The organism is Flavobacterium sp. OHVDL-2026-0007 (assembly GCF_059882335.1).
The window spans coordinates 2,268,279-2,293,856 of sequence record NZ_CM187612.1 but is presented as its reverse complement, the minus strand read 5'-3'; the positions used below and the strand labels follow the sequence as shown (position 1 = coordinate 2,293,856).

Annotated in this window: 16 protein-coding genes; 7 read left to right on the top strand and 9 right to left on the bottom strand. The window is 34.7% G+C overall.

Annotated features, from left to right (window positions below; all coding sequences use genetic code 11):
* Positions 1–14: 14 nt before the first annotated feature.
* Genes AC51AA_RS08925 through AC51AA_RS08915 form a run of 3 tightly spaced genes read right to left on the bottom strand, consistent with a single transcriptional unit; the run spans position 15 to position 4,139 of the window.
* Complete coding sequence (locus AC51AA_RS08925) at positions 15–2,387, bottom strand: T9SS type B sorting domain-containing protein (protein WP_500701776.1); 2,373 nt, start codon at positions 2,385–2,387, stop codon at positions 15–17.
* Between the two features lie 15 nt (positions 2,388–2,402).
* Positions 2,403–3,239, bottom strand: a complete 837-nt coding sequence (locus AC51AA_RS08920; RefSeq protein WP_500701775.1) for an ABC transporter permease — start codon at positions 3,237–3,239, stop codon at positions 2,403–2,405.
* A gap of 3 nt (positions 3,240–3,242) precedes the next feature.
* On the bottom strand, positions 3,243–4,139 hold the full coding sequence (locus AC51AA_RS08915) for an ABC transporter ATP-binding protein (protein ID WP_500701774.1): 897 nt from the start codon (positions 4,137–4,139) through the stop codon (positions 3,243–3,245).
* A 97-nt stretch (positions 4,140–4,236) separates the two neighbouring features.
* On the opposite strand from AC51AA_RS08915, the gene AC51AA_RS08910 reads away from it, so the two are divergent.
* From AC51AA_RS08910 to AC51AA_RS08900, 3 genes are all read left to right on the top strand, one after another.
* Positions 4,237–5,289, top strand: coding sequence for a hypothetical protein (locus AC51AA_RS08910; RefSeq protein WP_500701773.1), 1,053 nt, complete (start codon positions 4,237–4,239; stop codon positions 5,287–5,289).
* Positions 5,290–5,368: 79 nt separating this feature from the next.
* Positions 5,369–6,229: a hypothetical protein gene (locus tag AC51AA_RS08905; protein WP_500701772.1), complete on the top strand. Its 861-nt coding sequence runs from the start codon at positions 5,369–5,371 to the stop codon at positions 6,227–6,229.
* Between the two features lie 70 nt (positions 6,230–6,299).
* Positions 6,300–7,322, top strand: coding sequence for a hypothetical protein (locus AC51AA_RS08900; protein WP_500701771.1), 1,023 nt, complete (start codon positions 6,300–6,302; stop codon positions 7,320–7,322).
* Between the two features lie 84 nt (positions 7,323–7,406).
* Here AC51AA_RS08900 and AC51AA_RS08895 read toward each other — a convergent pair whose 3' ends face one another.
* A complete protein-coding gene (locus tag AC51AA_RS08895) occupies positions 7,407–11,141 on the bottom strand; it encodes a metallophosphoesterase (protein ID WP_500701770.1) in 3,735 nt (1,244 codons plus the stop codon).
* A gap of 26 nt (positions 11,142–11,167) precedes the next feature.
* On the opposite strand from AC51AA_RS08895, the gene AC51AA_RS08890 reads away from it, so the two are divergent.
* On the top strand, positions 11,168–12,346 hold the full coding sequence (locus tag AC51AA_RS08890) for a Pycsar system effector family protein (RefSeq protein WP_500701769.1): 1,179 nt from the start codon (positions 11,168–11,170) through the stop codon (positions 12,344–12,346).
* Positions 12,347–12,358: 12 nt separating this feature from the next.
* Here AC51AA_RS08890 and AC51AA_RS08885 read toward each other — a convergent pair whose 3' ends face one another.
* From AC51AA_RS08885 to AC51AA_RS08865, 5 genes are all read right to left on the bottom strand, one after another.
* The gene (locus AC51AA_RS08885; RefSeq protein WP_500701768.1) at positions 12,359–14,728 is read right to left on the bottom strand and encodes a GAF domain-containing protein; all 2,370 of its coding nucleotides are present in this window, start codon (positions 14,726–14,728) and stop codon (positions 12,359–12,361) included.
* Between the two features lie 215 nt (positions 14,729–14,943).
* Complete coding sequence (locus AC51AA_RS08880; protein WP_500701767.1) at positions 14,944–16,002, bottom strand: nucleoid-associated protein; 1,059 nt, start codon at positions 16,000–16,002, stop codon at positions 14,944–14,946.
* A 385-nt stretch (positions 16,003–16,387) separates the two neighbouring features.
* The gene (locus AC51AA_RS08875) at positions 16,388–16,927 is read right to left on the bottom strand and encodes an IS1096 element passenger TnpR family protein (protein ID WP_500701766.1); all 540 of its coding nucleotides are present in this window, start codon (positions 16,925–16,927) and stop codon (positions 16,388–16,390) included.
* Positions 16,928–17,126: 199 nt separating this feature from the next.
* The gene (locus AC51AA_RS08870; RefSeq protein ID WP_500701765.1) at positions 17,127–17,729 is read right to left on the bottom strand and encodes an HPP family protein; all 603 of its coding nucleotides are present in this window, start codon (positions 17,727–17,729) and stop codon (positions 17,127–17,129) included.
* Positions 17,730–17,821: 92 nt separating this feature from the next.
* The gene (locus AC51AA_RS08865) at positions 17,822–19,102 is read right to left on the bottom strand and encodes a chloride channel protein (protein WP_500701764.1); all 1,281 of its coding nucleotides are present in this window, start codon (positions 19,100–19,102) and stop codon (positions 17,822–17,824) included.
* 741 nt (positions 19,103–19,843) lie between these two features.
* Here AC51AA_RS08865 and AC51AA_RS08860 point away from each other — a divergent pair.
* The 3 genes from AC51AA_RS08860 to AC51AA_RS08850 all read left to right on the top strand — a co-directional run bounded on the left by AC51AA_RS08860 (position 19,844) and on the right by AC51AA_RS08850 (position 25,578).
* Positions 19,844–20,446 (top strand): RNA polymerase sigma factor, encoded by a 603-nt coding sequence (locus tag AC51AA_RS08860; RefSeq protein WP_500701763.1) that lies wholly within the window; start codon positions 19,844–19,846, stop codon positions 20,444–20,446.
* A gap of 272 nt (positions 20,447–20,718) precedes the next feature.
* The gene (locus AC51AA_RS08855; RefSeq protein ID WP_500701762.1) at positions 20,719–21,942 is read left to right on the top strand and encodes a FecR family protein; all 1,224 of its coding nucleotides are present in this window, start codon (positions 20,719–20,721) and stop codon (positions 21,940–21,942) included.
* Positions 21,943–22,092: 150 nt separating this feature from the next.
* Complete coding sequence (locus tag AC51AA_RS08850) at positions 22,093–25,578, top strand: TonB-dependent receptor (protein ID WP_500705607.1); 3,486 nt, start codon at positions 22,093–22,095, stop codon at positions 25,576–25,578.

The following is a 25,578-nucleotide window of genomic DNA, read 5'->3' as shown; positions in this document are numbered from 1 at the left end:
GTACTAAAATAATTTTATCTTTTTAAACTAAAATGACCTTTAATGGTTTGTCCTGAAGTAAGATCCATATTAAACCAATAGTCGTCAGCGGGCAATTGCTGTCCGTTGAATTGTCCATTCCAGCCTGAGCTGTTTTTACTCATTTGTTTTAATAATTTTCCGTATCGATCAAAAATAGAAACGTTATAATCTGGAAGCTGATCAAAGTCTTTAACGGCCCATAAATCATTAAATCCATCGCCGTTTGGCGTGAAAAATCTAGGATAATCTAAGACATACAATAAAAAGGCGTTGGATAAGCCACAACCGTTTTTATCTTTTGCTATCGCGTAATAGATACCTGGGTTTACTCTTGTAAATAGGGGCTCGTCTTGAAATATGATGCCATCTAGTGAAAATTCATAGTCACCAACTCCTGTATATTCTATTACAACCGTATTGTCAATTCCAGAGAAATCTTTAATAACAGCGTTATTAATTGTTGCTGGTTCCGACGGAATTATTTTGATTTTTTTTGTTTTTTCACAACCATTCACATCTGCAACGGTTACCGTATAATCACCAGGAATAGTAGTTATAATAGCATTGGTGGTCTCTCCTGTACTCCATAAATAACTAGCAAAACCTGTAGCAACACTTAATGTAGCTTGGTCACCCTTGCATAACATTTGAGATTGATCTCCAAAATTAGCTGGGTCAAAAGTATTCACCACTAAGGTAATGGGCGTAATGTCATAACAATCTGCTCCGTTGATAATTCGGGCATAGATGGTCTGAATGGGAGCGTTGGTATTTTTAAATAGGTTAGGCAATACATTCGTTTCTGTTAATGCATCGGTTGAGGTTAGATAATATTGTACTGTTAGCCCGTTTGGCAAGCCTGAAAGAACTTGCGGACTGACTTCGGCAGCTAGATCAAATTGATAAAAACCATCTTGATTATCATCTCCATCGCAAGTGTTAATTGGGGCTTGAGTGGCAATAGCCGCATTGGAAACCTTTAATGTTACTTCAGCAATCTTAGCACAACCGTATTGGTTTTCAAGCCTGGCATAAACAATTTGATCAGAATTTTGAGCGCTAGGCTGATTGGTGTAGTGTTCCGGATTTGTAATAGGGTTTGTTTTACTTTGGGCATCGGTTAGTGATTCATAATAGCCTTTGTTTAGGATGTCTGAAACATCGTTTTTTACAATTTGATCCACTTTAGATAAATTAAAAACAGAAATGCCGTCACCATTATCATCACATTGTGATAATAATGTATTAGTGGAAAGGATTTTGGGGGCATATTCAATTTTAATTTCACCTGTAGCCACACAAGTTGTACCATTGGCAATGGCTTCTACTTTATAGTTTCCACTGGCAGTAACTTCATAAGTTGAAGTTGATTGAAGAGGACTAACATCAACATAGTTATTAGAAGCATCTTGCTTGAACCATTTGAAGGTGTATTGGGTATTATCAAGATGGCTATCCAAAATTACAGTTTCATCAAAACAAGCTGGATTATTGTTGGCAATGGTTTTATCATTTCCTAAATTGATATTAGAAACAAAACTTCCGCCTTCTATAAAAACCGCAGAATTAAATTTCCCCGTGGAATCATCTGCAATTACTAACTTTAGATGATAGGTTTTGCCAGGAATTACATCCGTGTGAGCATTCATCACTACGGTTTGTCCGGCATAATTTATGGGACTTGCAATCGTATTGTAGCCATTAAAATAACTTTGATTGGTAGCAGGACAACTTACAGTTATGGTTTGTCCATTTTCGGTTACCGTAATAGGATCGATTTTCGGATGTACCGTAGTGGATGCTACCGCTGTTGTGGTATTGGGGATAATGGCTAAATTTTTATAGTTATCAGAAGATCCTGCTACTTTTATTAAAAAAGCAAATCCATCGGAATATTGGCAAGGAAAGTAGGTTTGATACTCGTTAGATGCAAAAATGTAATTGAAACTAATGGAGTTGGTTAAGGCAGTAAATTCAAATTCCAAAAAGGTTGCTTGTCTGCTTACTGAATTACCCAGTGCCTGATTTAAATCAGAGTCACCTAGCCAACCGTTAATTTGTGCTCCGTCAGATGTTGATGGGTTGAATGGACCTTGCGCTTTTACACTTGGTGAAGTGCTTAAAACGATTCCCGTGGCAAAAGGGAATCCGCTATTTCCGGCATCAAAAGTACCGTAACTATTTCCACCGCTTGGATTACCAGTAGCACTTACCGTTCCTACATTAATACAAGAGCTATTGATTAAAGTGTTGTTCACTAAATCTTGTGCTGTTTTCGTATCGTTAACAATAATATTTTGTGCTGCTATCTTTGTAGATAGGCAGCACAGTACTAACGCGAATAAAAAACATTTTAAACCATTCATAGTATAACAAATATACTATAAATCTCTTTTTTGTAATAATTTATATGAGAAGTATATAAATAAATAAGTCCAAACTAAAACAATCAAAATCGAAAGATAGTGAACGCCGTAATCTTTCACATTTTGAACGCCCATTTGGTTACCAATGCTTTTGATTACCGATAGCCTAGAAAAGGGCTCGATGATTAAATTGGACATGGCTTCAAGAGGTAAAAATTGTGTAATGTAGTTACCCGTATTGCTATCAGGGAAAACTTTAAAAACTAAAAGCCCTTTTATAATTCCTTCGATGATGCTCCAAACCAATAGAAAACCTAAGGCAAAAGCGGATCTTTTTACTAGTATGCCTAAAAACAAACAGAAAGAAAAGAACCCAGTCAATTTTATAAAAAAGGCTAAGAGATAATCAAGATCAGAAAAAATAACATCAAATTCAGTATAGGAAGAAAAGCATAATCCTAAGATCAAACTCATTACAAAAACAAAAATAGTAGAGCATACCGCAAAAAGTACCACGGTTAAGAATTTGGATAAGATGAATTCTTTTTTGCTTAAACCATCAATTAAATTTTGCTTTAACGTACCATAACTATATTCATTTGCCATCATCGATACAATAACAATGGCTAAGAAAAATTTAAGAATAGCGGCAACGTAGGTATTAAAATGCCAGATATATGGAAAATTAAAAATGCCCATTTCAGCCAAATGAAATTTAAAAACACCAAGATCAAATTTGATTGAAGCGATTAGTGCAATGAAAGAAAGTAAAATAAAATAGGTTAGAGTAAGAACGCGGCTGGCTTTGTTTTTCCAGATTTTTTGCAATTCTATAGAGAGAAGTCTTTTCATGGTTTAGTTGTTTTTGGTTAATTCTAAAAATTGTGCTTCTAAACTATTTTTGCGTTTTACTAAATGACTTAGCGCAATATTTTTAGAAAATAAAAACTGATTTAGTGCTGAAGCGGATAAATCTGATTTTAAATAAACTAGAAGTTTTCCTTCTTCTTCTCTAATGTGATCCACTGCTGAATGGGTGTCTAAAGCGTTTTTTAAGATGATGTTATCATCTGCCATGAGCTCAAAAAAGCCTTCGTTAGCCGACATTCCATCAACGGAACCTGAATATAAGATTTCACCTTTGCGTAAAACGATCACATGGGAACACACTTTCTCTACTTCATCTAATAAATGCGAAGCCAATAAAATAGTCGTTCCTTGTGAAGCGATCTTTTTGATGATGTCACGAATTTGGTGAATTCCCTGAGGATCTAAACCATTGGTTGGTTCATCTAAAATTAAAATTTCAGGGTCATTTAAAAGTGCTGAAGCAATGGCCAGACGTTGTTTCATACCTAAGGAAAAGGTACTGAATTTACTGTCCTTTCTTTCCATTAAACCTACAAGATTTAGTTTCTCATCGATTTTGGAATAATTGATGCTTTTTATTTTACAAACTAATTTTAGATTTTCCTCGGCAGTCATATAAGGATAGAAATTGGGTCTTTCTATAATCGCGCCTACTTTTTTTAAGGCTTCGTGCGTTTGCATTTTTCCGCCGAACCAGCTGTACGAACCGGTTGTTGTGTTGACCACGTTTAAGACAATTCCCAAAGTAGTCGATTTTCCGCTTCCGTTTGGCCCTAGAATGCCATAAACGCGTCCTTTTTGTATTTCAAAAGATACATTTTTTAAGGCCTGAATGCGGCCGTATCTTTTGTGAAGATTCTCAATTGTTAGTATGGTTTCCAAAATAGTTTTCGGTTTTAGTTTTTAGTAAGACGTTTCAACAGAAATTTTGTTACTGCCAAATGTTATTTAATGTAAATTTGCATTAAAGATATTGAAAATGAGCGAGCCATTAATGCTATATAAAAAACCTTCTTACCCTTTAACACAACCTCTTTTAAGTTATTTGGAGCGATTCGAACGAATTTCAAAGGTGTCAGTGTTTTATGATGATTTACTGCGCTTTTCAGGCTCAATAAATGTCTACGATAAGAATGAAAATGATACGTTGTGGATTCGGGTTTATTATAATGAATTTGAAAGAAAAGAGATCGATTTGAATCTGAAAAGAATTTACTCGCTATTGCACTCTGATGGAAATAGTGATATCATTCAGTTCTTAAATGTCGATGCGATAGATTATTGTACGTTTGGAAATTCGAAACCTTTCAGAATAAAAGTTCGAAATATTCTCAATGATAACTATGTTCATTTTTATATCAAAAAAGCGGATGCTTCAAGAATTTACGGACTAGAACTCGAGGACATACTTTCACCAGACAAGATCAATTTTTTAGTGTATAAGGACACTTTAATCGAGGAACATATTATCGGGATTCCGGGTGATGTTTTTATGGATACTTTACTGAAGAATTGTACCGAAACAGAAAAATCGCAAATCGCAAAAGAGTTTGTGAAATTTAATGAACGTTGTATGATCAGGCTTTTAGGGGATATGCGCGCGTATAATTATGTAATTGTTCCTATTCACGATTTTGATCAGGTGGTCTATAAAATTCGTCCTATTGACTTTGATCAACAATGTTACGAAGGGAATTTTAAGGTCTATCGTCCGCAGTTTTTTAAAGAGAATTACCCGATGATTCAGTTGATCAAAGAAAAATTAGAGGAGCGGTCCATTATTCAATACAAAGATGAAGAACGGGCTATTTTGGCAAAACGTATTCATTCTGCGGATGCTAGAATTAAAAAATTACTGAATATTATGTGTCATGATACCATTTCGACAGAAGAACATTTGACTCAGCTAAAAATGGAATTGTATCGCTATACCAATGATATGAAATTTAAAAATGCTAAGTCAATGGGACATGTGATGTATGCCGCTTTTGAGTTTATCACACGTAACTTTAAAAACACTAACTTAGTTTAAATATTTTTTGTCCTCTTTTTTATCGTTTTCCATTAAAGAATGCGACTGATCTGAGACGAATTCATTAAAATACACACTTATGAAAAAGTTTTTTCTATTTGGAATATCTATTGTTTTGTTGGCTTGTCAAGAACAATCAAACAGTGATTTTAATACGCTTTATCCGTTACCTAAAAAATTAAAGGAAGTGTCGGGGATAACCTATTTTCCAGAAACCAATTTGATTTATGCCTTAGAGGATAGTGGTAACAAAAACGAAATTTACGTCGTAAATGCAACAGGTCAATTGGAGAAAACCATTGTGGTGTCCAATGCGACAAATGTAGATTGGGAAGATATTACCAAAGATAAAATGGGGAATATCTATGTAGGAGATTTTGGTAACAACGATAACGCACGCCAGGATTTGTGTATTTATAAAGTAAATAAATCGCAACTCGATAAAGAGGTGGCTGAGTCTGAATATAAGGTCTCATTTTCATATCCGGAGCAAACTGAATTTCCTCCAAAGAAAAGCGAATTACTATATGATGTGGAGGGCTTTTTTGAATACCAAAATTTCTTTTATCTTTTTACAAAAAACAGAAGTAAAGGTTTTGATGGAACGGCTTTCATTTATAAGATTGCAAACGCACCAGGTACGCAAAAAGCAATTAAGATAGGGGAGTTTAAAACCTGTAATAATTACAATCATTGTGTTTTGACAAGTGCGACAATCAGCCCTGATGGAAAAAAAGTAGCTTTATTGAGTCATGATAAAATTCTGTTGTTTAAAGATTTTAAAGGAGACTTATTTCAAAAAGGGACTCATTCAGAAATCGAACTAGGTCATTTTTCACAAAAGGAGGCTGTAGTTTTTAAAGACGACAATACCTTGCTTATCGCTGATGAAAAGACCAAGAAAATTGGTGGGAACGTTTATGAGTTTAAGTTGAAATAATGTTTTTATTTAATAAGATTTTTATTAGTTTTGAATTCGCCTTCATTTAACATTTTGAAGGATTCTAATTATGAAAAATTTTATTTTCGTCGGTGCGTTTGTTTTCCTGTTTCAAATTTCTTTTGCTCAAAAAGGCAAACTAATTAATAAAGAGGCGATTCATTTTAATTTAAAAAGTAAGACTGATCCAATTGATTTTATCGTAATTGATACCGTTTTAAATACTAAAAAGCCAATCTTTTTATTTTGTCAAGGTTCTTTGCCTTTACCTCTTTTTGTTCAACCAGAGAAGGAGCCTATGTGGATGATAGGAGGAGGAGTGACTAATTTTGACGTCCAAGAAATTAAGAAATACTATCATTTGGTGGTGATTTCAATGCCTAATACTCCTGTAATTGTTAAGGAGGAAAACTTGAATAAATCCTATTGTTATATTCCCGATCCTAATAAGCCAGAAGAGTTTGATCGTCAATATATATCGGCTGATTATTTAGAAAATTATCAAAAAAGGGCTAATGTGGTATTGAAATTTTTGAGAAAGCAAGCTTGGGTGGATCATTCAAAATTAATTATTGCGGGGCATTCACAAGGTTCAAAGGTTGCGACTGCCATAGCTGCTAGCAATAAAAATGTAACGCGATTAGGTTTGTTTGGAGCCAATCCATTTGGACGAATTGATCAAGTGATTAGGGATTATAGAAAAGCTGCAGAAAGTAAGGAAATTACGTGGGTGGAAGCGGATCAAAAAATAGATGAAGAGTATGAAATGTTTCGTGAAGCACATAATGGAGATTCTCTAAAAGCAAAACCTTACTTGTTAGCGTGGAAATCATTTTCAAAACCACTGCTAAATGATTGGTTGAAAATAGAGATTCCAACTTATCTAGGTTATGGGACAAATGATATCGCGGCAGATTTATGTGATATGGTTCCTTTGTTTTATATTCAAAATGGCAAAAAGAATTTAACATATAAGAGGTACTTAAATTTAAACCATAACTTTTTTGAAGTAGATCAAAAGGGAGCGCCTAATTATGAACTAGGGCATTGGTCAGCAGTCATGAGTACGTTTGTACAATGGACATTAAATTGATTTTTTATCAATTAATGCGCAGTATGAATTGGTGTAGAAATTGAACAAAGGCTCTGAAATTAAAATCTCAGAGCCTTTATTTTTTTAAAAACTATACGCTATTCCAAAAGCTACTCGGCCAACCTCTTTAGGTGCTTTGAAGTAAGAAACTCTTGCTGTTAAAACATTAATGGCATTGATCCAAAGTCCTCCACCGTAGTCTTGATGCCATTTTTCAGAGTTTTCTTGGTCAAGCCACACTCTACCATAATCGTAGCCGCCTAAAATTCCATAGGTAAGCGGAACAATGGTGCGGTTGATTTTTCCGATACTTAAACGCAAATCAGTACTTTGAGAAAAGTAAGAGTTTCCTAGAAAACGTTCGTTTCTATATCCACGTAAATTGGAATCTCCACCCAAAGTAGCGCCTTGATAAAATTCATAATTATTATTGAAAATGCTTTTGGCTTTCACTATAGTGGCTAAAACTAATTTTCCGTTCTTATCTATTTTATGTGCAAAACCTAATGAACTTTCTAAAGTTGGAAAGTTTTGTTTACTGTCGTCCAAATTGGTCAACCAAGTTGCAGCAAGCATAAAACTCATTCCTAAAGTCGGTTTTGAAACGAAATCGGAATTTTTAAAGCTGTATTTAATTTTGGCTCCCCCATATAGTTGACTTTCAAAAATAGCTGGGTTAATGATATTAGGGATGTTAATATATCTGTTGTCTGTATTTTCTACTTTCAGTTGTTCAAATATAGGCTGAACACTAAATTCGCTTCCATAACGACCTACATGTCTTATGGCAGGCGCAATTTTGAATTTCTGAATGCGAACTCGATTATAATCCATTCCAAAGGCTTCGTCGTTATTCTGAGTTTCGTTCCCGTAACCAAAATAATTCATAGCAAAATTAGGAGTGGTGTACTGTGCTTCTAGATCCAATACCCATTTCCCTAGTAGAGCAGGGAAATGTCCGGTATAGTTAAATTCGGAACCTCCAGTGGCGAAATAGTAAAAAGCATTCAGGATATGTTTTTGTGTATAGGGACTTTGTTTGAAATTGTTCACCGTATAATTTACGTTGATACCTAGCTTAATGCCATCGTCGGGATTGTAACCAACATTAGGTAGGCCAGAAACTACATTGTATTTTGGTTTTTCATGATTGTATAGATTGACATCGTAATCATCCGTTAGATTTGTATGGGCTTTTTTGTCAAGCTTATAGGTGTTTTCTTTGGATTTAAAATCGTAGATGTACACTTTTTTTCCATTTTCGATGGCATAGGTGTCGTTATTTTGTCCTCCTATTAAACGAATTTTTATCTTAGATTTTTGTTGGCCAATTACTTGGAAAACATCATCATCATCTAGGCCATAGATCCAAAGATTTTTAGTTTTGTCATCGTTTAATTTTTTGCTGTAGATCAATTCTTCACCGTCTTTTTTGAGTCGGTATACTTGAAGTTCGATGCTTTTTCTGGCGTTGTGATGAATAACAAATTTGTCTTTTTTATCTGTTCCCGCAATCATAACGGTTCGGCTCAAGACATCGGAATAAGTTGCAGCGTATTTTTGAAGCTCTTTTTTTCTGTTTTTTAATTTATGTTTGATGTCTTCAATGGTTTCGTCCTGTACCTCTTTTGGTAAATTGTTGAAAGCCTTATCAATATCGGCATCAGATAAATGGTCCTGAATGAATTTGGCTTGAGCGATCCAATCCTGTTTTTGAGAAGTTCGCAGAAAAGCCAAATCTAAAGGATAAGGTTCTCTGTTAAGCCATTTTACATTGTCAATTTCATTTTTAAAAGTTCGCATATGACGAAGTGCGGGGATATTCATTAACAGCGAAAGTAAGGTGCCATCATATTTAGAAAAGGCTTGATCACGATCACGTGGAATAGCTTTGTAAATAATTTTATCTCCAACTTTATATTCGCCCCAACGCCATTGATCGTCATGTCTGTCCCAATCACCAATAAGCATGTCAAACAAGCGGGCTTTTATGTATTCTTTTTCATCAACGGAGTATTTTTCGTCCTTATGCAGGTTCTTCATCATATCATCGGTACTGATGATATCGCTAGGGTGACCAAAGCTCTTTGCATCGATCTGATTGTCGGCTGGTCTTTCTTCAACCATATACAATTCATTTCCAAAATGGGAGTTGAATTCTTCTAATGCATTCTGTTTTGGGATGTAATACAAAACGGGATTGCTATGCGCTAGACCAAGTTTATCAGCCATATTACCTACAGCAAATGGAGTGTAGGGATGTGAAGTGGTGTAAAAATCAAGTAAAAAATTCTCTGCGTACGTGTCTTCAAAATCATTGACAATATATTGATCTTTAAAGGCAACGGCTTGTAAAAACTGTGTGGCACTTTTTTTCAGTGCGCGCATCACATATTCTCTTCCTTTAGGATCGGACAAACGTAAAGAAATAGATTGATGTCCACCCCCTTTTCGCATCGGTGTCAAACCGCCCATAAGGGTATCTAAGGTGGCTGTTCTAGCAGCAATAGGTAAACTATAATATTTTCTATAATGGTTTCCGAATAGGAATTTATGTACCCTGCTTTTTTTAGTCATTTCTGCAGAGTAGATCGAAGAAGTCACGGTTGCTGGAAACTTAGTTGCCGTAGTAGCCTCCCAATTAAAGGTTTCAGCTTTTATAATTTCTTGTTCAAAAAGTAATTTTTCTTGTTGGTTTTCATGGCCAAAAAAAGCCACTTTAGCATTGCCGCTTTTGTATAAAGTCAGCTTGGCATAACCATTTCCACCATAGGAGAAATCGGTTGGATTGATCGCTCTTGCTGCTTCTGATTTGGAACCAGCTCCACTAATGATTTGCTTGATGTTTTCTTTGTTAATATACTGTAAATTATGATCATGTCCAGAAACGACGATTATATTTTTTTGACTTTGCAAGAGTGTTTTGATTCTCTTGGTGTACAGGGTATACTGCTTGTTTTGAATATCTTGTGGGCTTACTCCTGATGTTTTTCGCAATAAATTAATTAAAGAGCCTATTACAGGAAGTGGGATTTTTTGCTCTAATGGAAATAGTTGTTTTTCCAAAGAGTATTGTCCTCCGTGGGAACCATTACTCATTAGAGGGTGATGTAATGCAAGAATGACTGTTTTTTCTTGATTTTTATTTAAAAGGCTTTCTAATTCATCAAAAAAGGCGTTTCTAGTTTTGATATCACAATTGTCATTTATGGTAGGATGTTTGTCCCAGTCTTCTAAAAACCATTCGCTGTCCACCGTGATTAACGTTATAGTACTATCAATTTTTACCGCTTCAATAGGACAACTTTTGCGAGGTAGAAAAGCTTTTTTATCGTTAAGGTAATTGGAAACAAAATTAGCTTGAAGTTCTAGCCCTTTTATGCCATTATACCAATCGTGGTTTCCAGCAATAAAAATGGTTTTTCCCTTAAAACCTTCGGTTAATTTTAGTTGGTTTTTAAGCTTTGTTTCGGCTAAATCTTTGTCCGAAGCTAGCGTACTGGTAGGGAAGCCTTTGGGGTATATGTTGTCACCTAAAAAGAGTAAGGTGGCTTTTTTTGTTGATTTTTTTAAATGTTGATGCAATTCTGCTAGGGTTTGTTGTGCTTGTGCTTGGTCTGCATTTCCGGCATCACCGACCAGAAAAAAGGTGTGGGCAATATTTGTGGTATCTATAGAGTTTGCATTATTGATGCCTCGTACATTTCTTCCATATTGCGCTTGATGCGTAGCGCAGGAGTTGGCTAAAAACAACAGTGTAATGACTAAGAAAAAGTTTTTAATCTTAGTAATAAAATGATTATCCAAAAACAATTTCATATTTTAGTAGTATAAAAATATTCTAAATGAATTTAATAGCACAATCCGAAGATTTCGTATCTAATTTACTCAAAGATAAACTTTCTAATTTATATTCATACCATAATTTCAGCCATACTTTAACAGTTGTGAATGCTGTTACTGAGCTGTGCAGTGAGGAAAAAGTGGAAGGAGACGACAAAGAGATACTTTTAGTTGCGGCTTGGTTTCATGATGCGGGCTATGTTGAAGGCTATGAGGAGCATGAAAAGGAAAGTGTGAAAATTGTGACTCGTTTTTTGAAAGAGAAAGGGAAATCGGATGAATTTATAGCTAAAGTTTCCAGTTTAATTTTAGCGACTCAGAAGGAATATGTGCCTCAAACACATTTAGAGAAAATCATAAAAGATGCCGATTATGCTCATATTATGGGAGCTGAGTATGCTACTACTTGTGAGTTATTGCGCTTTGAATTGAAAAATACTTGGAAAATTGATTTCTCTAATTTGGAATGGGCGAAAGAGAATTTGAATTTTTTATTGAACAAACATCGATTTTATACTGATTTTGCGCAAAAAAACTGGCAGCCATTAAAAGAGAAAAATTTAGTTCGTGTCCAGAAGAAAATCAATAAACTGGAAATGAAAGAAATGGAAGCCGCAGAGGAAACTAATAGAAAGAAAGAGAAGATGGAAAAACCAGATCGAGGAATTGATACGCTGTTTCGTGTAACTTTAGGAAATCACACCCGTCTAAGTGGGATTGCCGATAGTAAAGCCAATATTTTATTATCCGTTAATGCCATTATTATTTCCATTGCGCTTTCGTCTATAATTCCAAAATTAGACAGTCCTAAAAATGCGCATTTAGTTATTCCGACTTTTATTATGTTGATTTCTAGTGTGACCACAATCGTTTTTGCGATTTTATCTACTCGCCCTAAAGTAACAAGTGGTGTATTTACGCGAGAAGATATCGAAGCAAAAAAAATAAATCTATTGTTTTTCGGTAATTTTTACAAAATGCCACTAGAAGAATACGACTGGGCCATGAACGAAATGATGAAAGACAAGGATTATTTGTATTCCACCTTGATTAAAGATTTGTATTATCTAGGACTGGTCTTGCAACGTAAATATAATTTATTGCGAATTGCTTACAATTTCTTTATGATCGGAATCATTGTTACGGTAATGGCTTTTATTATTGCATTCAAATCAATTTAGAGGTATAACATCTTATTTCAATTCGTCTAAGAGATCTTGATAGGTGATTTTTTGCACTGTAGGATTAGGCATGTTATTGACTACTTTTACACGAATGGCTCTTAGACCAGAGACTCCTTGAAGATCTTCTACTTCAAATTGTTCTATGGCTGGTTCTAATACTTTTTGATGTTGTAAGTACTTAATGTACTTTAAATACTCGGCTTCTTCACTATTCTGGGAATAGACTATCGTGATTTTTTCTTTTTCAGTAATTCGATCTTTCGTGCCTTTAATGTTCGATTTGTCAATGCGTTTTTTTACGACTTCGTAACGGGCATTGTAGGTGCCATCTACATCAAAGCGTTTTTCATCCATTCTAAAACGAATGGATAGTGGTGCGCTAAAGACCAAAATCAATGAGGTGACATCCAGTTCATAAGGTAAAGAGGCTTTTAGCTGGTGATGTTCCAATTCCATTTCGCATAAAGTCAGCAGTTGCCACAAACGCAAGTTGTGCAAATACATAATATCAAAAGGCTTGGCAGGCGAAATAGATTGGCCTATATATAAATTATGCTCAACCCCGTCCGTTTTGAAACGTTCGTAATAGTGCGGATATATTTGTTGAGCTTCGACTTGTTTTTTATCTAAAATGGACGCCAAGCGTTTATTGATAATGGACATGGCATTGTCGAATTTTTTCCTTTCTTGATAAAACAATCCCGATTTTGGATCTAAACTATCGAAATAGCGTTGTTCTAATATTTCGTTTTTAGCCGTTTCTCTGGTGTTCTTTAAGATAGGATGAATTTCTTCTTCGATGTAGCGTTGTATTTGTTGTTCTGTATCCGCTTTTAAGGGAGAATCCAATTCAGTTCTAAGTGACTCTAATTCAAATTTTCGTTGTTCCATAAGGACCAAATTCGAATTGGGTTTTTGATTGGCTAATAAGGCTAAAAGGGTATCGAGTTGATTTTGTAAATCTTTTTTCACGGTTTCATTTCGATGTTCTGAAGAACCTTTAATGTCGATCTGTCCGTACAATGGAAATACATTTTTAAAGACAATTTCTTTAAAAATATAATCTTTGGTATGGTTGGTATTTTGAAAATAGTTGAGCGATTCTTTTTTGAATTTCCAATAAACACTTGGGTGAATAGTGGTGTATTCACGTTGAATAATGGCTTCAACCTGGTGCTGCATATCGGTATTGTAACGGTCAATGGTGTCGACGAGGTAGGGTAAAACCAATTCGAGTTTGGTGGCATTAACGGTATTTAAGTCTCTTGGGTTTTCGGATACTAATTCAACAACGCCAAGTAAAGTACCATCCTTGGTAACAGGGGCAAAAACACAACTTTGAATGTTTTGTTTTAATAAATGTTCACCGAGGTTTTTATTCGATGATTCGGCAATGAATTTTTTGACATTTGAAATAATAAAAGGCTCATTTTTATCTAATAGGTTTTCAAAAGAACAACCAAAAAAAGCATTTCTACAATCGAGTTCCTCTTCTTTTGTAAGTAAAAAACTCTGAAGTTGGTTGTCGTATTTGATGGGTCTTATGAATTTTTGTTCTTCAGGATTATAGATGATGAAACCGACTTTTAAAGTTGGGATTTTGAATATGGATCTAAAAATATTTTCAATAATCTCATCCGCTGTCACGCTTTTGGTATCGGGTTTTAATAAATTCGTTTTTAAAGTCGAAATGGCGCTTTCGGTAGTAGCGTCAAATAATGAAATAATACCAAAACCTTTTAAGATCCAACTTCCTACAGGAAATTTCGCTTTCCACAAGGTTATATCTCCGTAGTTGTCTAGGAGTAAATCAATGTCTTCTGGACTTAAGTGGATCGCGTTTTCTGTTGGGATAATTTCCATGAAATCGGCATTGTATAAAATGCGATAATGTTTTTCAACACCATTTTCATCGGGTATATCGTAAAAAAAAGGTTTATTAAAATCGATTTGCTGTTTGTAATGTGTGTTCAAGATCAGACAGCAATTGTTGATATAGAATTGATGATCATCAAAATCACGAATTTCCATATCAAATTGTGAGCCGGCATTGTTTAAAATCTTTTTGAATCTTTCTGTATAGTTGAAAGACAGATTCTGAAAAGGAATCGTAACGGCTTTTATTTCGTTATGGGTTAAAGCAGTTGGGAAAAGATCAGCCAATAGATTTCGGATCAAAGCTTCATTGTCTTGGATCATTGAAAAATCGAGAATTCCTGTTCGGAATTCTGGCAAGGGCTTGATTTTTTCCAGAATGGCTTTTGCATAGTTGGCTCTGTAATCTACATCAGATAAGGCAATTTCTTCAAAAGAATCGATTAGTTTATGAAAGGAGATTATAGTTTGGAAAGGACTATCGTTATGCAAAAGAGTATCCATTTGACTTTGGTTTAGAATACAAAATTAAGCATAAATTAAGCATCTTGATCATTTTTTTTGTCTCTTTCGTTCATTGTAACTTGGATTTCTATTCAGTGGAAATAAAAGGTTTAAGCAAATGATTTTGGGGTACTATAAATGAAAAAAAAAACGGCAAGTACATCTCTGTAGTTGCCGTTTTTTGCTTTAAGTAAGTAATAGAAAATGAATTGTTCCTAGCTTTTCTCTTCTTTGTTGAAGTACACTAAGTAATAATACATTTGTTTTTCTTCATCCCAACCTTTTTCAACGAATTTCTCAGCGCTTTCTGGGTTGATGAAATCCATTTTAATTTGGATATGAGTATCCAAGTTAATAACGTTCTTTATCGATTTTCTAGCATCAGAAACTGCTGCGTTGGCAATCGGGAATGAGGTGATATCTTCGATACTGTATTTTTCTCCTTTATCTACTTTATAGTTTTTAAATTCAGGAATCAAATCTGGGTTGTCTAGTACTTCATTTAAGAAATTGGTTTCTTCGAACTGATCATTTTTTGCGAAATAATTCACTGATCGGTTCATAAACATTACTTCTTCTTTTTTATCTTCTGCCGGTAAAACCACATCTTTAGCAAAACCTTGACAGAATTTCAGGTATTTTTTTGTGATGAAATTTTCATCTTCAAAGGCATCAACAGATAAAAAGTGTTCTAACCAATAACGAGCATCATAACGGTTGCTGTCTACGGTTAGGATTTTGTATCCTTCTTCTTTTTTATAATTAAAGATCAAACAACCTTTATCTAATTTGCTCAGGTTGATTCCTTGTTGCAAGATCATTTCTAGATTGCTGTCTTTTTCTTCAAATTGTAAAAAGTCTGCTTGTAATTCACTTTTGAAAATACCAATGGCATCCACAACATTGTTGTCAATACTTAAGTTGGTTAAATACGTTACATAAACCTCTCCATTTTTAATGTGGGGATGATTCGATTGCTCGAATAAATGTGTCGTTATTTTTTTTGAAATCTCTTGTAAATTGTCCGGATTAGCAAAAATCTCAGTAGCATATTTGAACATGTCGTTGTAATCCAAATCGACTTCGTGCGCAAACTGATAATAGTTTTCTTCTTTTTCTCTAAAAGGCTTGAAAAAGTACTCTTTTATTAGAGGTACAATTTCATCATTTAAGTTAAAAGATTGCTCCGATAAAAAAATCGCTTCGTTTCTGCTTTTGTTTCCTACGCGGTGAATCGCAAGCGTCTCGATGTGGGTGTTGAATAAGTTGATCATGTATTTATTTGGGTTTAGAGCTGCAGAGATGCAAAGGGACAAAACGTTATTTTTGTTCTATTGCGCTGCTTTCTCTATTTGTTATATTAAATTGATTCTCGTTGCTATCGCTTATAATGGACTGCGATTTCAATTGGGTCTTCCTTTTCAATAAGGATAAATTAGAACTGTTTAAAATTTTCAAATAGTCATTAAATGTATCGCTGTCCTAATCTATTACTAGTTTAGTGTGTATTGAAATGGATTTTCTTTTGAAACTTACTCATGCATTTCTTTTGGGAAATGAGTCGGTTAGGAGTTGATTTAGTTGAAGCCTTTCTTGGTTTTTAATGCAATTAAGGAGATAGCTAAATGTATGTCGTTTTTAGTAATTACTTAAAAAAAACTAGTTCCAATTCTCTTCGAAACCATAATCTTCAAAGCTGTCATCACCTTCAAACATATCCAAATCATCTTCGTCTAAATCATCTTCAAATTCACCGTAGATATCATCATGCATATCGGCTTCAAAGCTCTTTTCGCCAGAATCATCAGGCATTTCTCCATGAGAGAATAAGGTTTCTGGATATAGATTTCCTGCTACTTGCTCTTCAATAGCAGCTAATTCCACTAAGAATGTCCACATATTGATGAAATCATATACATAGATAATTTTAGTATTTTCTTGATCTAAGATTGACGATAAAGGATAATCGCTCATGGTGCGTATTTCACCGGGAACGTCACCAGTATCAAAAAGTGGAATTTCATCTTCTTGATTCCAAGTTTCATCGCAGGTATAAAACGAAGCTACTTCCATTCCGTCAAAACCAAAAGCGTTGAAGATTGCATTGTGTAAATCCTCAAGAGTATCGTCATCAAGAATTGCAATGTCTCTAAAAATATCTTCTTCGGCGTCTAGAATTACTCTAAATTTATAAACCATAATCTTTGTATTTATTGAAAGGTCAAAGGTAAAATATAATTAACGATTAATGAATTGCGAATTACTATTTGTTGAAAAGATTTTTTGTTACATTCAGGGGATAGGAGATACTGTAGCGCTTCTCAAGTTCACTTAAACTGAGAATCAAATGGTAAGGGCTTCTCTTGTTGGAAAGCTTGTGAATACCGTTAAAACAAAATTAAGACTTTCCCCTGAGACGCTTTCTAATTTTATGATAGTGTTTGTGATACGTACTATGACTCGGGTAGGTTCTACTTGAGGTCATATTGTTGAAAATTAATGCCGTTAGAAATAAAATCAAAACGCCTACTAATACAGGTGAAATGACATACATAAATCCTAAATCTTTGATCTGAGCAGAACCAGTAACGGCAATAAGAGCCGTTGCACCACCAGGTGGATGAAGGGTTTTGGTGATCTGCATGAAGATAATGGAAAGAGAAACCGCTAATGGAGCGGTTATCCAAACAATGTCAGGGACCAATTTACAGACGGCAACACCAATGAAAGCAGATATTAAATGCCCTCCAATTAGGTTTCGAGGTTGTGAAAACGGACTCTGAATAATACCATAAACCAATACACTAGAGGCACCAAAGGAACCTATTAAGTAGACCATATCACTTCCAGAGAAATGAATAGACTCCAAATAAGCCAAAATTCCAATACCAACAAATGAACCTAAAAACGACCAAAAATGTTCTTTATAATTGATTAAGGTTTCCTTATAAAGGATATAACGGGTTTTGCGATACCCTCTTTTTATTTTTTGTACAGGCATAGTATGATGTATTATTCGCTTGTAGGGTGTTTTTTGACTTGGGGTTCAATGCGCTTAACCGATGGATAAGGAATCAAATCTGTAGTTTTTTTTTATTTAGATAAGATGGGAGCATAACTGTAAACTGTGAATGGATAAACCATTTTGGCGGTATATTTTGAAATCAAGCAAACCACTAAAATAGGTAAGAACAGTGTATAATCATTGGTTAATCCACAAACTAAAAAGATCGCTGTGAAAGGCGCATGTATACTAGCACTTAACACTGCAGCCATTCCAATGATCATAAAATTAATAGGAATCACTTGTGTATTGAAAAACGTATTTAAGACAGAAGCCAGTAAAAGACCTAAAAAAGCACCAATAAAAAGGCTGGGAGCAAAAACGCCACCATCTCCACCAGAGGCTAATGTTATGGAAGTTACAATTGGTTTGAGAATTAAAATGCCTATAAAAGTTAAGGCCAATGTTAGTGTTAAGGGAATTGCCGTTTTGTTGCCGAATAGGATATGAAGGGAATGATAACCTTCTCCATACAATTGCGGGAAAATAAATAAAGAAACACTCAATACAGCCGATCCTATAATGATTTTATAATAATGGGTATCGATTTTTGAAAATTGTGATTTAAAAAACAATACACAACGCGTCAGATAAACCGAGTTTAGTCCGGCCAAAATCCCTAGCAGTATAAAATAAGGAATGGCTTTTAAATGCCAGGTTGTTACTGAAACGGTAAATAAGGGTTCTTCTTTTAAAATAGAAAGCAATCCGAAAGCAATAGAAACCGCAATGACATTGGAGATGATAAAAGCACGAGTGACTTTTCGTGAAATCACTTCAAGAGCAAATAAGATTCCGGCAATTGGGCTACTAAATAAAGCGGTTACCCCTGCAGCAACACCGGCACAAATGAGTTCGGTTTTATACTGACGAAATACATTTTCTTTTTGATGGGCTACGGAACCAATGGTGGCTGTGGCGACAACTGTTGAAACTTCGATTCCTGTGGAACCACCAAATATGACGGTTATTAAGCCGTTTATGAAATGAGAAGGGATTTTATAAGAAGGAAGGTTTTTTGTTTTGGATTGGGTACTTTCAAAAACCTCTTTAATGCCTTTGTTTTCTTTTTTCTTGAAAAGATACTGTCTTAGGAAATAGATAACCGATAAGCCGAAAACAGGAAAAATGACGTAATAAATTGGATTAACCGTGACTTCGTGAAAGAAGATTTTTTCGTAATATTCAGTAATTTTTTTTAAAGAAATTCCTAAAAAGGCTGATAGGAAGCCAATTAAAATAGAAACAATAACTAATTTTCGGAACTTGATAAATTGATGATTTTTTTTGATTTTCGCCGTTTTGTTCATCAGAAGTAAATTTGTAAACCGCAGGATTTTATTTGCGATTTCACAAAATTACAGAATCATTCTCGTTTTTTAATAAAATGGCCTCAGTATATTATGTTAAAATTTTCAAAAGTGAAATTTATTTCGCTAAAATTTTAAAGGATGCGACTCACTTAAACCCAAAATCCGCATTAAAAAAAACAAGGCAATGGAATTCGATTTATCCTGTACCAGCAAAGAGATCGTACAAACAAAAATTGTAAAAGAAACAGGGCGACACGAACAGTAAAACGACAGCGAACGGATAAAGTAATGTACCCCGTGTTGAAGAGAACTAGAAGTGGTGAGTTGTCGGTTGGAAGGTATGAGTATTGAGTTTAATAAAGAATTCAGAATGTAGAGAATATATGGTGGGTCATAGGGGGGCTTTTTCTTCTTTGACCCATTTTTTTGTGAATAGTGCGTTGTTGGTTATCAGTTCTAAGTTGTGAAGAGGCCAAGTTGACGAATCGGACTGGTCAAAAACTACTATTCGATGTAATTTATCCGTTTTGCAACAAAGACATTTGAGTAAAATGAGTTTTTTTTAATTATTGTATTCGCATGTTTTTTATAAAAGTAGGAGGTTTAGTCTTATTTTTTTAAGATATTAAAATAATTATTAAATTATTTTAAAAAGTATAGGTATGGAAAGTAAATTTTTTTATTTTTGAATTTTGGAAGTATAATATAAGAGATTAAAAATAAAAAACTAGCTTTATTTTGGATATAAATACTGATATCGATCTTTTACAAGGTTTTAGGAATGGTAATGAAATTGCTATCCGAAAGTTGTATACGCTATATTTTCGTCCGCTATGTTATTTTAATCAAAAATTGATTAATTATTCGCAGGAAGCGGAAGATATCTCTACTGAAACATTTTTAAAATTATTACAAAAAAAAGACGATTTTGATAGTCTTTCGGATATAAAATCATTTCTTTTTACGGTATCAAGAAATGCTTGTTATGATTTTTTGAGGAAAGAAAAACGCCATAATAAATCGCACCAAAAAATTATTCCTTTATCGCCTTTCGATGAGCAATTTGGTGAACAGGAAATGATAACTGCCAAAGTACTGCAGACGATTTACGCCGAAATGGAAAATTTACCCAATCAGTGCCAGCAGGTTTTTAAATCTATTTTTATAGAAGGTAAAAGCACGGCAGATATTGCGACAGAAATGGAGATCAGCCCTCAAACTGTTTTAAATCAAAAGACAAAAGCTTTGCAGAAAATTCGATTGGCTTTGCATCATCAAAACATACTTTCTACGGTTTTATTGTTGAATACACTCTCCATGATGTTGTACAAGAAAAGCTAAGGCATCAAGAAAACCAAATAGTTATTATTGTTTATTTCCCAATCAGTACAGTAATAAAAAACGCTATGTACTATTCTCATTAGGATAAAAATTTATCACGATCTGTTGTTTAAAATCATAAAATACTGAACTCATTCAGTATTTTTTTTTGGTTTTAAATAATTGATTATTAGTTGTATGTGAAATATTTTGAAAAAAAATGATTTCTAGGATGGTTAAAAAAAAAGTTAGCACGTGTTAGTCTTGTGTAATATAAAACCAAATGAAAGCTTATGCCAAATATACAACCTCAAATAGATGAGTTAATAACCAAGTTTCTCAATGGGACACTTGTCAACAGTGAGCGTGGTGTTCTTGAAGATTGGATTAATGCTTCGGATGCCAATAAAAAAGTATTTGAAAATCTTAGTAACAAAGAATGGGTTGCAACTGAGTTAGAAAAAATATATGAATTTGATGAAGATGCCGGCTGGGAAACCATTGTGACTTCCTTGAATTCTAAAAGTGAGGGTAATTCGATAAAACAATATTGGATTAGATGGGTTGCAGCGGCTGTTGTTTTAATTACAGTAGGTAGTGGTTGTTGGTTTTCTGTGTTTAACGCTAGTGAAGAACAATTGCTTACAAATTTATCGCAAGAAGAACGTTTCGGCAATGATATCAATGCACCAGAATCTAATAAAGCGATTCTTACCCTTGCAGATGGAAGGAAAATAGTTTTGGAAGACTCCTCAAAAGGAAAGTTGGTTACTGAAGGTGGTGCTGAGGTAACAAAAACAGAAGACGGACAAATAGTCTATAAAGGCAAAAAGGAGAGTCCAGTAAATGCAGTGAGTGAAAATACCTTGTTTGTACCTAAAGGAAGTAAGCCCGTACGATTAGTATTGGCCGATGGAACCGAAGTCTATTTAAATACAGGTTCTTCACTGACCTACCCTTCTCAATTTGTAGGTGTGGATAGAAAGGTGAAAATGACCGGTGAGGTTTTCTTTGATGTGGCCAAAAATCCTTCCATGCCGTTTAAGGTAATGGCTAAAGGAGTTGAAACTCAGGCATTAGGAACGCAATTCAATATTAATGCATATTCAGACGAACCCATTGCTAAAATTACCTTGATTGAAGGAAGTATAAAAGTAGAGCGCAAGAAAAATAAAGGCATCACAGAAAATCTAATTGTTAAACCAGGACAACAGGTGTTGGGAGCAGCGCATTTGAAATTAATTGATAATGCTAATATGGATGAAGTGATGGCCTGGAAAAATGGGCAGTTTTATTTTGATGGAGCCAACATCAAAACAATTATGAGTCAGATCTCAAAATGCTATGATGTTGATGTGGATTATAATGGAAATGTAGATTATTCATTTGTCATGAAAGTATCCAGAACAGTACCTATTTCTGATTTGTTGAAAATAATGGAACTAACAGATTTAGTGCGTTTTAAAATTGATGGGAATAAAATTACAGTAATGGAATGCAATAAAAAGCAAAAGTAATTTTCCTTTTTTTAGTCTCTTGCCGTAATCAAGAAAGTTGAGTTTTCTTCAGAAAAAAGCCGGAAAGTGTTGGACGCACTTCCGGCAAAATATGGGTTAGCTCAATCATACAAGTGTCACAAGTATTAATTATTAACCAAAACCAAAGTTATGAATTTAAATTCAATTCTACAGCCTTCGCCCATGAGACGAAAGCTGAAATTTAAAACAGCATTAAAGATGAAAGTAACCACCGTCTTACTGTTTGCAGCCAGTTTGCAAGTTTGTGCAATTGGAATGGCTCAAAAAGTCAACCTGAAATTTAAAAACGATGAAATGTCGACCGTTTTTAAAGAAATCGAAAAGCAGACTAATTATAGCTTCGTGTATGGTGAAGAGCAATTGGCTGGAGCTAAAAGAATCAATCTTTCATTACGCAATGAAAAATTAGAAATTGCTCTTAATCTTATTTTTAAAGATCAGCCTCTGAGCTATACCATCCAAGGGAATCACATTATATTAAAAGGGAAGAAATATTCTCCAATTGAAAATAAAATCTTCACTATTCCAATACAAAAGCAAATAAAGGGTACGGTAGTGGATGAAAAGGGGGTACCATTAGCAGGAGCCACAGTGCTTTTGAAAGGTACTAAAAAGTCAGTGGTAACCAATTTTGATGGCCATTTTACAATTGAAGTGCCTGATTCCAAAAACACTCTTGTTGTGTCCTATACGGGATTTGTGACAAAGGAAGTGGTTGTGAGTGACGCAATAGGTTCCGTTACAATTCAACTGCAAGAAGAGAATACGGCTTTAAATGAGGTAGTTATTGGTTATGGGAAGCAAAAAAGCGCTCAAGTGGTTAGTTCAATCTCTTCGATAAAGGGGGATCAATTGAGGTTGCCTGGACGAAGTCTTAACAACTCATTGGCTGGGCGTGTCGCTGGTCTTTATGCTATTCAAAGAAGTGGTGAGCCAGGTTACGACAATGCTGAAATTTACATTAGAGGTGTAAGCTCGTTTGCAGGAGGTACGAAAGCATTAATTCTGGTAGATGGTGTGCCTCGTAATATGTCAGACATCAGTACTGAAGAAATTGAGACATTCACCGTATTAAAAGATGCTTCAGCAACCGCTGTATATGGTTCTGAAGGAGCCAATGGTGTTATTCTAATTACATCCAAAAGAGGACTAAATCAAAAGACAGCCATTGATTTTAGAATGGACAATTCATTCAATAGCCCAACTAGAGTGATGCCTTTTTTAGGTTCAGGCGACTGGTTGCGATTGTACAATGAGGCTAAATGGAATACGGAAGGGAATCCTAATAAAGCGTCATTTATTCCATATAAAACAGATGCCCAAATTGCTTTATACGAAAATGGCGCAGATCCAGACTTATACCCTAATGTAAACTGGATGGATATGTTGAAAAAAACAGCTGTTAATCAAAAGTATTCTCTGAATTTCAGAGGGGGTGGAGATAAAATGCGCTTTTTTGTAGGTACTTCCTATTACAACGAGGAAGGTGCCTTTTTATCCAACCCAGTTGATTATAATGAATACAATAAGAATATCAAATATGACGTAAATATTGGACTTAAAAGATTTAATCTTAGATCAAATATTGATATGGATATTTCGGAGACCACTAAGTTAAGCGTGGATTTAGCCGGTCAATACCTTACTACTAATTATCCTGGTACGGGTACAAATGCGATCTTTCAATCCATGATGCGTTCAGCGCCCCATTTGATTCCTATGATCTATTCTAATGGATATCCGTCCAGATTTAATGCAGGAGCCAACTATACCAATCCTTATACACAACTTAATTTTAAAGGTTATAACAAGGAATATAGGGTATCGCTGCAAACTAATATAGGATTAGAGCAAAGATTCAAATCCATTCCAGGATTAATATGGAAAATCAGGACAAGTTTTGATTCTGATTTTACCTCAGTAGTTAGTAAAACAAGAAACCCGAGCGAGTATTTTTCAGATTCCAGGGATTCCAATGGAGAGTTAATTATGAAAAAGGTTGTTAACGGACAGAATACGGCTACAGAAGAGACAGGGGGAGGATTTACCGGAGGGAATAAAAGAATCTACATGGAAACCTCTATAGGATATAGTAAAAACTTAGGAGATCATGTATTGTCTGGTTTGTTTCTAGTAAATCAAAAAGAAAGCCAATTACAAAGTCAGCCCTATCCTTATAAGAAGCAAGGGGCCGTGGGAAGAATAAGTTATGCTTATGGGAATAAATATTTCACGGATGCCAGTTTTGGTATTACCGGAAGTGAAAATTTTGCGCCAGAAAACCGATATGGCTTTTTCCCTGCATTCGGATTGGGTTATATGCTGACAAACGAATATAAAATAGGTGATCTAATACAATCGACAGGAATTCAGACATTAAAATTACGGGTATCTTATGGTAGAACGGGTAATGATCAAGTTTCCAATACAAGATTCCCTTATAAAGAAAACTTAAACTGGTCTACGAACACGGTTAATCTGGGAATGACCTCTTCAGGAGGGACTAATTCGTCAGGTAACTTGATATTTGAGAATCAGGCTTTTAATCCAGATATTCGTTGGGAAATAGAAGAAAAAAGAAATGTTGGAATTGATATTACGGCTTGGCACAATGCCTTAAGTTTTACCATAGATTATTTTGATAATCTAAGACATGATATTTTGTTGAGAAGAACCACGGTAGGGCAAGCGGCAGGTTTACAGCAAAATCCTTTTGAGAATTTCGGAAAAGTTTCTAATAAAGGAATTGATGCCAGTTTGAATTTTAACAAAAAGATAAATGATTTTGGTTTTGGAGCAACCGGAACATTTACGTTTGCCAGAAATAAAATAATAGAAATGGATGAAATACCTAGAGCTGAATGGTATCAAAATACTACAGGTACCAGTTTGAATGTAGTGGATGGCTGGGTTGCTGAAAGACTTTATACTAATGAAGATTTTGATATAGTCACTAATGCTACAACAGGAGCAAAAACATATAGTTTGAAAGCAGGCTTGCCTGTATCAAGGCTAGGAAATGTATATCCGGGGAATATCAAATATTCGGATTTGAATGGAGACGGACTCATTAATGAATTTGACTGGACCAAACATGTAGCTGGAGCTAAACCAACTAATCCGGAAATTATTTATGGTTTTGGTGTAAACGCAGATTATAAAGGCTTTTATGCAAGTGCCTTTTTTCAAGGTGTTGCAAATGCAACGGCTTATTTAGACCCTAGTTTTATGATTCCCTTTGCAGGATCTGATCCACTGACCACTTCAACTAAAGGATTTTCATTGGACAGATGGACAGAAGAAAATCCAAACCCAAATGCGTTGCTTCCTCGTTTGCAAATAAACAATACGAATCAATCCGACATTAGAAGAAGTTCTTGGTTCCTGAGAGATGCTGGTTTTTTGAGATTGAAAAATGTAGAAATTGGTTATAAATTAGAGAGAAAACAATTGGATCTTTTGGGTTTTACTGCAGCAAGATTCTATGTCTTAGGTACAAATTTAGCTGTTTGGGATAAGATTAAATATTGGGATCCTGAGATGGGAGATTCATCAAAAGGTTCAAACTATCCTGTTCAAAGGACCATAAGCGTAGGATTAGATGTCACATTTTAA

Excerpts from the sequence above, each read along its gene's own strand:
- AC51AA_RS08880 (WP_500701767.1), bottom strand. The coding sequence starts at position 16,002 with ATGATCAACTTATTCAACACCCACATCGAGACGCTTGCGATTCACCGC.
- AC51AA_RS08900 (WP_500701771.1), top strand. The coding sequence starts at position 6,300 with ATGAAAAATTTTATTTTCGTCGGTGCGTTTGTTTTCCTGTTTCAAATT.
- AC51AA_RS08920 (WP_500701775.1), bottom strand. The coding sequence starts at position 3,239 with ATGAAAAGACTTCTCTCTATAGAATTGCAAAAAATCTGGAAAAACAAA.
- AC51AA_RS08890 (WP_500701769.1), top strand. The coding sequence starts at position 11,168 with ATGAATTTAATAGCACAATCCGAAGATTTCGTATCTAATTTACTCAAA.
- AC51AA_RS08905 (WP_500701772.1), top strand. The coding sequence starts at position 5,369 with ATGAAAAAGTTTTTTCTATTTGGAATATCTATTGTTTTGTTGGCTTGT.
- AC51AA_RS08850 (WP_500705607.1), top strand. The coding sequence starts at position 22,093 with ATGAATTTAAATTCAATTCTACAGCCTTCGCCCATGAGACGAAAGCTG.
- AC51AA_RS08855 (WP_500701762.1), top strand. The coding sequence starts at position 20,719 with ATGCCAAATATACAACCTCAAATAGATGAGTTAATAACCAAGTTTCTC.
- AC51AA_RS08875 (WP_500701766.1), bottom strand. The coding sequence starts at position 16,927 with ATGGTTTATAAATTTAGAGTAATTCTAGACGCCGAAGAAGATATTTTT.
- AC51AA_RS08885 (WP_500701768.1), bottom strand. The coding sequence starts at position 14,728 with ATGGATACTCTTTTGCATAACGATAGTCCTTTCCAAACTATAATCTCC.
- AC51AA_RS08910 (WP_500701773.1), top strand. The coding sequence starts at position 4,237 with ATGAGCGAGCCATTAATGCTATATAAAAAACCTTCTTACCCTTTAACA.
- AC51AA_RS08870 (WP_500701765.1), bottom strand. The coding sequence starts at position 17,729 with ATGCCTGTACAAAAAATAAAAAGAGGGTATCGCAAAACCCGTTATATC.
- AC51AA_RS08925 (WP_500701776.1), bottom strand. The coding sequence starts at position 2,387 with ATGAATGGTTTAAAATGTTTTTTATTCGCGTTAGTACTGTGCTGCCTA.
- AC51AA_RS08865 (WP_500701764.1), bottom strand. The coding sequence starts at position 19,102 with ATGAACAAAACGGCGAAAATCAAAAAAAATCATCAATTTATCAAGTTC.
- AC51AA_RS08895 (WP_500701770.1), bottom strand. The coding sequence starts at position 11,141 with ATGAAATTGTTTTTGGATAATCATTTTATTACTAAGATTAAAAACTTT.